The sequence below is a fragment of the Rhizobium laguerreae genome (genome assembly GCF_019778565.1).
GTDB lineage: Bacteria > Pseudomonadota > Alphaproteobacteria > Rhizobiales > Rhizobiaceae > Rhizobium > Rhizobium laguerreae.
Genome location: NZ_JAAXQT010000014.1, coordinates 118,091 through 126,753, shown reverse-complemented (window position 1 = coordinate 126,753; position 8,663 = coordinate 118,091). Strand labels below are relative to the sequence as shown.

The 8,663-nt window shown below is 55.4% G+C and carries 5 protein-coding genes and 1 pseudogene; 3 read left to right on the top strand and 3 right to left on the bottom strand.

Going from position 1 to position 8,663, the window contains the following annotated elements; all coding sequences use genetic code 11:
- The 3 genes and pseudogenes from HFO71_RS32570 to HFO71_RS32560 form a co-directional block, all read left to right on the top strand.
- Positions 1 to 301: pseudogene (locus tag HFO71_RS32570) on the top strand (molecular chaperone HtpG); the annotation flags it as partial.
- A 277-nt stretch (positions 302 to 578) separates the two neighbouring features.
- Complete coding sequence (locus HFO71_RS32565; protein ID WP_131661644.1) at positions 579 to 1,295, top strand: Crp/Fnr family transcriptional regulator; 717 nt, start codon at positions 579 to 581, stop codon at positions 1,293 to 1,295.
- Between the two features lie 474 nt (positions 1,296 to 1,769).
- Positions 1,770 to 2,561 carry an OBAP family protein gene (locus HFO71_RS32560; protein ID WP_168256109.1) on the top strand — a complete coding sequence of 264 codons (792 nt, stop codon included), beginning with the start codon at positions 1,770 to 1,772 and terminating at the stop codon, positions 2,559 to 2,561.
- A gap of 31 nt (positions 2,562 to 2,592) precedes the next feature.
- Here the strand turns inward: HFO71_RS32560 and HFO71_RS32555 are convergent, their stop codons facing one another.
- The 3 genes from HFO71_RS32555 to HFO71_RS32545 all read right to left on the bottom strand — a co-directional run bounded on the left by HFO71_RS32555 (position 2,593) and on the right by HFO71_RS32545 (position 8,469).
- Positions 2,593 to 2,811 (bottom strand): hypothetical protein, encoded by a 219-nt coding sequence (locus HFO71_RS32555; RefSeq protein ID WP_041472615.1) that lies wholly within the window; start codon positions 2,809 to 2,811, stop codon positions 2,593 to 2,595.
- Positions 2,812 to 4,034: 1,223 nt separating this feature from the next.
- The gene (locus tag HFO71_RS32550) at positions 4,035 to 4,826 is read right to left on the bottom strand and encodes a DUF429 domain-containing protein (protein ID WP_168340420.1); all 792 of its coding nucleotides are present in this window, start codon (positions 4,824 to 4,826) and stop codon (positions 4,035 to 4,037) included.
- Between the two features lie 70 nt (positions 4,827 to 4,896).
- Entirely contained in the window at positions 4,897 to 8,469 is a 3,573-nt protein-coding gene (locus HFO71_RS32545) for a YobI family P-loop NTPase (RefSeq protein ID WP_221988882.1), read from the bottom strand.
- Between the last annotated feature and the right edge of the window lie 194 nt (positions 8,470 to 8,663).

The window sequence follows — 8,663 nt, the reverse complement described above, 5'->3', positions numbered from 1 at the left end:
CCGTCTGACGGAGAGTGCGGTCTGCCTCGTAGCGCCCGAAGACGGCTATGACAGGCAGATGGAAAAAATCCTGCGAAACGCCGGTCGTCTTCAAGATGCGGCCAAGCCGATCCTGGAGATCAATTTGATGCACCCCTTGATCAAAGCGATTGCGAGCGTGGAGGGTGATGCCCCCTATCAGGAGGACGCCGCGTTCTTATTGCTTGACCAGGCGCGCATTCTGGATGGCGATCGGCCAGCAGATCCCCGCCGATTTGCCGAGCGGCTTGGACGGGTCTTTCAGAGATCGGTGCAGTCGTAGCAACAAGGAAAAGGTGGGGGTAGTCAGATCCAGCCTCCACCACATTCCTCCGAATATTCCCGCCCTCATCGGCCTTCGGCGCCGAAGTTCAGTCGTCTGAGCAGGCTTGCGCGTTCGCGGCGCTTTGTGGCTTGACCGTTTCGACTGCTTTGCACCCTTCCGCACAGTTCGTTTGAACTTTCCGAAAATGACCCTACCATTGCTCACTGTCTCCAATGGCAGCGTTGGGCTAAATGCGGGATGCGCGGGCACCCGTTACAGCAATGGAAGGCGCAAAATGGCCGCTCCTCAACAATCGTTTATGGCAAATAGGCTTCTGGCAAGGCTTCCGGAAGCCGATTATCAAGCAGTCGCTCCCTATCTGGAATTCTGCGACCTGCCCAAAGGCGCGGTGCTCGCGAGACAAGGGGAACCGGTTGATCACGTCCATTTCCCTGTGAGCGGCATAGGCTCGGTCGTGGTGGTGACAGCGGAAGGCAATCGTGCGGAGGCTGGTCTCTTCGGGTTCGAAGGATATGTTCCTGCACATGCCGCGGCAGGCATACGTAAGAGCCCGCATGAGGTAATTGCTCAGATCGAGGGCGGAGCCTACCGGCTGGAATTCGACATCTTCGTGACGTTGATAGACACGAACAAGGCTTTTCGAACCCTCGTTCAACGCTCCGTCGCTGCCTTCACCATTCAACTGTCACACACTGCGGCGTCGAATGCTCTTCACGAGGTCAGTGAGCGCTTGGCGCGCTGGCTGCTTATGTGCGACGATCGGATTAAAGGTCGCCAGCTGCCGCTGACCCATGAATTCATGGCAATAATGCTAGCTGTGAGACGTCCGAGCGTCACCACTGCGTTGCACATTCTGGAAGGAAACCGCTTCATCAAGGCAGAACGAAGCTTGATCACGATACGCGACCGTGAGGCGATGGAGGAGTTTGCCAAAGATGCCTACGGAGGACCTGAAGAACAGCAACGTCTTTTGATGGAGGCTTGCTTATGAAGGACGAGCTTGTCGAGCAGCGTCGATCGTCCTTCATTGGCTCCCTGTGCTTCCAGTGTCGCTCACTGTTCGAGCGCTCACGGTCCTCCATCGAGCTGCTGCATCGATAATTACGACGAACGACTTTGACGAGATTTTCCCGACCGGTTTCGAAGCGTTCGGACAAGCAGCATGAAGGACTGGTCACTCGTCGCGATCCGAGCGCGAAGGCGGAGAGAGTTGCTCGGCATCGACCGGATGCAATTCCCCGCTGATCTCGCCGCGCTTCTGCGCAACGAAAGTGCTATGGTACCTCTGGCCACCGCCTCCACGCCCGAAGTGCGATAGCGTGAGCTTCGCCAACGGTCTAGCAGCGGGTCGAGCCCGTTACAGATCCTTGCGGCGGCATGGCTGAACGCACCGCTGTTTATTTCCAGCAGGGACGGAACTCTCGCCTCCGCCCGGGGTTCGAGCTCCTCAAAGCTGGAGGACAGCATGTTCCGAAATCCTCTCCACCCCGACCGCCGGGGCTTCTTCGCGCTCGCTACTGCGGCCGCAACCGCGATCGGGTGTTCTTGCGGCCGCGCCCTTGCCCAGCAGCAGCCAAACCACGGTCACATTCCGGGCGCCGAGAAATCAACCAAAAGCACGATGCTCGGTATAGGCGCGGACTTGCTTCAGAACGACAGTCCAATCAGCGCCATCAACATGTATTTGAATGGCTTCCACTTTTACGCCGACGACATGGGCAGGCAGATCGAGGCGCATCATTATTGTAGTCACGTCAACGAGGATTTCTTCCAATGCGTGATCTACGACGGAAGCAAACCGGAGTCTCGGCTTATCGGTATCGAGTACATCGTTTCTGAGCGCCTATTCAAGACGCTGCCTGACGACGAAAAGCCGCTCTGGCACAGTCATCGGCACGAGACCACGTCCGGCGAGCTGGTGATGCCAGGCATTCCGGGAGCTGTCGAACACACGGCAATCGCCAGCCTCGTTTCCACCTACGGAAAAAGCTGGCACACTTGGCAGATCGACAAGAATTCGTCGCTGCCCACTGGCCTTCCGCAACTGATGATGGGTTTCACGGCCGACGGACAGCTCAAGCCGGCGATGATCGAGAGGCGCGACGAGGCGCTCGGCGTCAGCACCACGGAGACCAGAAGCGCACGGTCCGATTTGGCGAAGTCGGCGCCGCAGCCGGATCCCATGGCCGACGGATGGAAGAAGGGAACCGCGAAGCAACTGATTCTGCAGGACATGCCGCTCAAGAACAAGCCTTAGCGAAAAGCGGCAGTAGAGCCGTTGAACGAAATTATTTCTCCGGCATTATCTCGGAATTGGGCGCGTCGGCTTGTCCCGTGACACGGTGTGCTTCGCCCAGGCGGAGCTTTCGGAGCCTCTCGTTCTTCTCCTCGCGGCGGCGACGTTCATCTTCCGCTGCTTCCATCGCAATCTTGTTCGTATGTTCGAATGCGGCCGCGCGTTGCTGCACGGTCAGCGTTTTTCGGAGCCGACTTACCATGATGTCCACTATGTGATCGTTTGCACATATATGGTGATTAACGAAAGTGCGATCAACGGCTTAGCGACTCTGTCTGTTGCCGTACATGTCACATCGCATTGCTTGGGGACTTCCGTCGCGCTTTCCCGCGAAGATGGGCGCGCAGGGGATGAGAGGGCGGTCGCTGAAGAGGTCGAGCGCCCTCGGTTTCGTTGGCCTCATCCGATAGCGCCTGAACGCGTTGAGCTACGTATTGAGAAACTTCATTTCCAAATGATCGTAAGCGACGTCTGTGCGATCGATCGGCCCGACACACGAGCGAGTTCCATAAGATAGATTACGCCACTTTTGCAATTATAGGTTGCGCTGTTGCAGAAACGTCTAAGCGTCGCCTAATATTTTTGGACTCTCGCCACGCATTTTTGGACTGTGCACCCATAATGTTGGACTGACGCCAATTCTGAGACCATCCCCCTGCCGATTCCGCACATTTGGTGGGTCTTTTCACGCCTGGCCACTTCTGCAGAGCCAAAGCGCGAGATGCCCGTGCTAGAGATTTCTGTCGACTTTGCTATCGATGGCGCATTGACTTTGGCTAGGATCGCCAACTCGCTTCATCGAAGCTATCTCGGATTTCACTTCCATGTCGCGCGGCGCCGAGGGCTGCGCCGCCATCGAACCGCTCTCGGCATTCGCATAAAAAAAGCAATTTCCCTGTGAGAATCGTTCTAACGCTTCTCAAAGGACTTATGCATCAATCCTTACGATCAAGGCGCACATCTGCATCATCTTCCACGACGATTAATGAATTCTCGGGGTTGTATGTGTACACGGTTGCTCACCATCTTGAGAGACCAGCGTGCCTCGCGATTTCACATACGAAGAACTCACCAACGGTGTTCGGACGCTCTCGGATCCCTTGATCCAATGGTGGAGCGCTCGCCTCGGCGACTATACCTACACTCCCAGAGACGTATGTAATCTCCTGACTTGGGGCCTGCCTGGGGAGACGCGCAAGGTCGCCGTCGACCATCGGTACGCGTTTGAGCGTTGAGCCAGACAGATTAAGCGATCCCCGGTGTTCTCAATAGTCCGCGACGGCGCGTCCGACAGGCATCTTCGTTTCGATGGATCGTCACTTATGCGATTGGCGATAGATTTTCTATATATCCCAGCGTTGACATCCGGGATTTCTTGGACGTGATCGTTGAGGCCCGAGATTAGAGCCGACTTCCGGAAGATCCACCTTGGGGCTACCGAACCTCAGGCACCCATATTGCGGACAACTCGTCCCCATACGCTTTAGCGCGTCCGTTCAGAAGGCAGGCGCCAACCCAAGCGCATACGATTGCATCGAGCACGTCCTCGAATGCCTTTAACTCATGTCCTCGTGCGGTGACAGGAGGTAGCGACAGGGCATGCGCGACGCCTTGGATCCTGGCATCAAGAAGCCCGACGATCTGGCGCCATGTCTCGAGTAGGCTAGCCTTGCGCACAGCAGGGGCGACCTCCGGCCAATACTTGCCGATCTTCGAGATCTTGTACGGCAGCCTGCGTTCGGCGGCTGCGAGTTCGATCAGGGCGGGATGCGGATAGACCTCAATGACTGCCCTGCCCTTGGGTTCAGCGACTGCAAGTGGATACCCGGCGGCATGAAAACCCAGTCGGAGATCGTCACTCAGCCTGCCCGGACGCGTCACACTCGGCGTGTGGGTGCTGGCGTGCCGGGCACAGTATGCTGTCGAGATCTGATTGTCTGACGCTCTGCGGTTGACAATTGGCGTCATGGAGAGTGGCATGTCGACGGCGACGATATCTACTGGGGCGCCGACCTTTTGACTGGCGGTCCCGAGGAGTGCCACCGCTTCGGGTATCGAACCTCGATGTCGCAAGACAGGATCCGCAATCGAAGCAGGCAGCATGAATGCATCGTAGGAGGCTGCGACTTGTACCAACCGCCAGCCGGATCCACTATCGGCAATCAGAGCAACGCCACTGGGCTCGCGCTCTGTCCAGGCTGCGTCGATGCCGAGGACCGATTTCATGCAAACCTCTTCGACCATGATCGTAGTTGACCCTTGGGCCAAGCGCCCCGCAAGGTTGTTGCCAACTCTTCTACTCCCCCGTGGGTTCTTTCCGGAATGTGCTAATCCGGATGCCGCCACTGAACAACGTTGGCCCGAATGACGAGATGATCTTCCTCTCCTTCAGCCACGAAGCGAATCCTTCGTTGGCCGAATCGCTGTCGATCCTAGGCGCCCTGCCGTAGATGGCTATGTCGCAGTACGGCGCGGGCAATCCTTGGAGAACATCACGCACTTCGACGTTGGTAAGTACAGAGTGCAACTTATTGAACAACGATATCTGGAGCGATTCCGGATGGGAATTCAGGATGACTGCGCGAACGAAATCCGATCCGTAACTTTTCGCCTTGATCTTTGACCGATTAAGCACAGGGCCGATGGCAGCGGCAAGCGACGAGTTCTCGGAAACGAGCTCAGGGTCAATGTCCCCCACGACTGCCATCTTCTGACTGTCGGCAAGATCGGAATTCAGAAGCCTTTCGAGCACTTGGGCACCGATCGAAAACTCGGTTCGCTTCTTTCTGTAGTCCTCGAAGTTCAACTCGATGAAAAGTGCCTTTAGGTCATCACCGTCGATCTTGGTGAAATTATCGACTGAGAAAACCGCTCTGCGCTCCTCGATTACGATTCTGATCTTGTTCGCTTCGACATCGGGCAGAGCTGTAAAGGGCAAAGGCAGTTTGCGGACATATAGCCTGTAGATCTCGTCAGGTAGCGCATCGTTCTCAATGACAAACTTTCGCAACGACAATGCATTTTTCGTATTCGGTATCGCCTGCCGAGACAGGCCCTTGCTCGCTTCACTCTGAAGGTAGTCCGTTAGAACTTCCGAGGTGAACGCCTCGCTAGTGAGAAACGCCAGGCAATTCTCCCAGGTGCTGTCAATCTTCTGTTCCGTGAGGAGTGCGGCGTGGAACGCGACCGGAACGTCCACGAACGACGGGAAAGTTGTTGTCTGCAAACTGAGGAATTCCGAACGAAGCTCGATAGGTACCTCATCGTGGCCCAGCACCTCGATTATCGCTGGCAGATCTTCATCTGTGTTGTTCTGGAGTTTCAGCAAGACGTCTTGGACATAGGCCTCAAAATTGGAGCCGATGCGCTTCAGGAGCGGACCATAGTTGGCTTCGCGCAGCGAGGTGAAGTGCTTTCTCTCCAGATCACCTGGCGTTGGGAACTTGACGACCTGTTCCATAACGAGCCGAATGTTTGCTGGAGAAACTCGGTAGAGCCCTTCTGCCGCGATGTACGAGACCACATGGTGATGGTCAGCGATGGCTGGCACATCTGCGACCTGGATGTTTAGAGCCTCTAGTATGCTCAGATCGAAGTCTACGCCTTCGGCGAGAATCCTGCTCAGTTCTTGGGATGCAAAGCGCGCCAACGTGAAGCCAGCGGGAGTCCCCTGCTTGATCGCACCATTTCGAGCGTAGGTAAGGATTCTTGCCGCGTGCGATACTGCCAGATCGCTTCTCAAGGCGACTACTATAAAAGCTGGCCATCTCCGGATGAGCGTGGAAATCAATCGATCCACATGCGCGCCGCGCGCGTAGTAGCTTTGGAAAAAGTCCTTGCAGTCGTCGACGTGGCTGGCGATGAATTCGAGTGCGCTGGTGATTTTGGCCGCGTGCTCCTTGGTATTTCCCAGCAAACCATCGATGATGAATCGGTTGAGGACATACGTGCGCCCGAAATCATCCTCGCGCATCGAGGCGATTACCTCCGAGATGCTGTCCAGTTGGAAATCGGGTTCGGGATTGTTGAAACTGCGGATCTGAATCAGGAATTGATTGTCGTTGCGGGACAGGCGCCCGCTATGGAACAGCGAGGTATACTGATAGTAGGTATCGTCCAAATAACCTTCGAGAATGAGGAATTTCAGGAGATCTCGGCTCTCGCCAACCTCTGCAAAAACCTCTTCGATCAGCGCGGCGCTTTCCCTCACCACCTCGTGGAATTTCCTTGTCCGAAGCAAAGACAGCTCAGCCTTGAGTTCCTGAGACCTCTTTTCCACCTTCTCCCGATGATCGGAAGACTTGTGCTCGATTTGCGTCTTGCGTTCGGCGAAGGTCCAATTTGGATCGACCGCCGCTTCTATCCCGCGAAGATCGACACGTGATTGCTGGCCAGCGTTGTTCGTCACTGTCATTGGAGGTTGTGAGAACAGGTCCTCGAATTGGGGATGCTGAGGGAGGGCAGCGAGCGCTATCTGGCCGAAATTTGTGTGCAGATGTGTGAAGAACTGCGGAATGCGTTCCACCATCGCCATGGCGTAAATGCGATGGAGTTCAGCGAGATGCCGAACGAACTGCTCATCGCTGCGCAATAGGTCTGCTTCGATCTCTTTCAGCTGCGAACGGATAGCTTCTCCCGACTTCTCGACGAATTCGTCGTATCGGTTCAGCACTTTGGACAGCGCCCCCTCCTGACGGTGCAAAGCGGCGAAGTCCTTTGGCATGACGTTCTTATAGATCAAGACGGCAAGAAGCTTGTTTGGATCCAGTGCGCCATCTCCGTCTGCCCGGAGATTGGACGCGTAGATCACGTACTCGTTGAAGATATTCGCGATCAGTCTCAAATCACTGAGATATCGGGAAACCTCGCGAACGAAACGCCGATCAAGCCGCCGATCGAGATCGATGCGCTGAGTGTGCTCGAGGACTTTATCGATCGAGTTGGAATGGTTGATCACCGGAATGACGGGAACGATGAATTCGAAGAACTTGGTCCTGTCCGTGTTGATGAATATGTCGTCTCGGAGAGCGTAGAGGAACCGGATGCGCCGATGTATGTCGGCGTTCTCGTTCACCAGCGCATTGATTTCCCGCAAAGTCACGAAGATGTCGGGATTGTCGAAACGATCCAGGTCCTCAATGACGACCAGGTCGTATTCGGTGGACTGAAAGAAGTAGATGATCTCGTCGAGGTGACGATTGAGGATAGATTCCTCGTCGGCGGCCTCCGGTGCGATCTGGATATCCTTGAGGGAAATGCTCTTCAGGGAAAGTCCCAAGCTTTTCAGGTATGCCGTGTGGACCAGCCGCCAAACGAATAGGGATCCGAATGCAAACGTGACGATGTTGAACCAGTTGGACAGTTCGAACGGCTTGAAGAACTTCCCGGACATGACATTGGAATGATTGGTGACGATATACCAGAGGCAAAAAAGCCCTGTGCATACAGCTAGTGAGCTGGCTGCGGACCATTTCTCCGGGATCTGAATCCTTTTGAAGCGAGATAGCGGGAGCTTGTTTGATCCTGCGCCGTACAGGATTTGCTGCAGGATGCTTCGTTCGATTTCTTGTTTGCTGACGCGCACCCCGGGAACCTCTCCTTCCGGCAGGAAGGATGCCAGCGACAATTCAAGCTTAGGTCTTTGGTACTTCAACAGGAAGGACTTGATGACGCTGCTTTTTCCCGAGCCGTAGGGACCGGTCAATGCAATGTTCAGCACCTCGTTGTTGTTCGTGGCGAACTCAAGCGCCTCATGGTAGATCCCCGTCTGATCGGCATTGCTCGTTGGCGCCAAGTCTACAAACTTGCTGGTGGGACGGTCGGTAGGCTTGCTGAAGAAATACTGCCATATGCGCGTGAAAGGATTCACCGAAGGATTCCGTGGTTCGAATTGCGTCAGCAGCTCATGCCGCGGTCGTCGGGCAACCGCAAAGTGTGGGAGCGTCGTTAAAATCTGTATCGAAAGACGTCGTCCTGACAACGGGTCACCAAGCCATCAATTCAACTATCCCGGGATATTTGAACGCTTTTAAGGTTCTGGAACAGTCGTCCCTCTAAACCATC

Bases quoted from the DNA above. Each gene is read 5' to 3' on its own strand.
- HFO71_RS32565 (WP_131661644.1), top strand. From the start codon at position 579: ATGGCCGCTCCTCAACAATCGTTTATGGCAAATAGGCTTCTGGCAAGG.
- HFO71_RS32560 (WP_168256109.1), top strand. From the start codon at position 1,770: ATGTTCCGAAATCCTCTCCACCCCGACCGCCGGGGCTTCTTCGCGCTC.
- HFO71_RS32550 (WP_168340420.1), bottom strand. From the start codon at position 4,826: ATGAAATCGGTCCTCGGCATCGACGCAGCCTGGACAGAGCGCGAGCCC.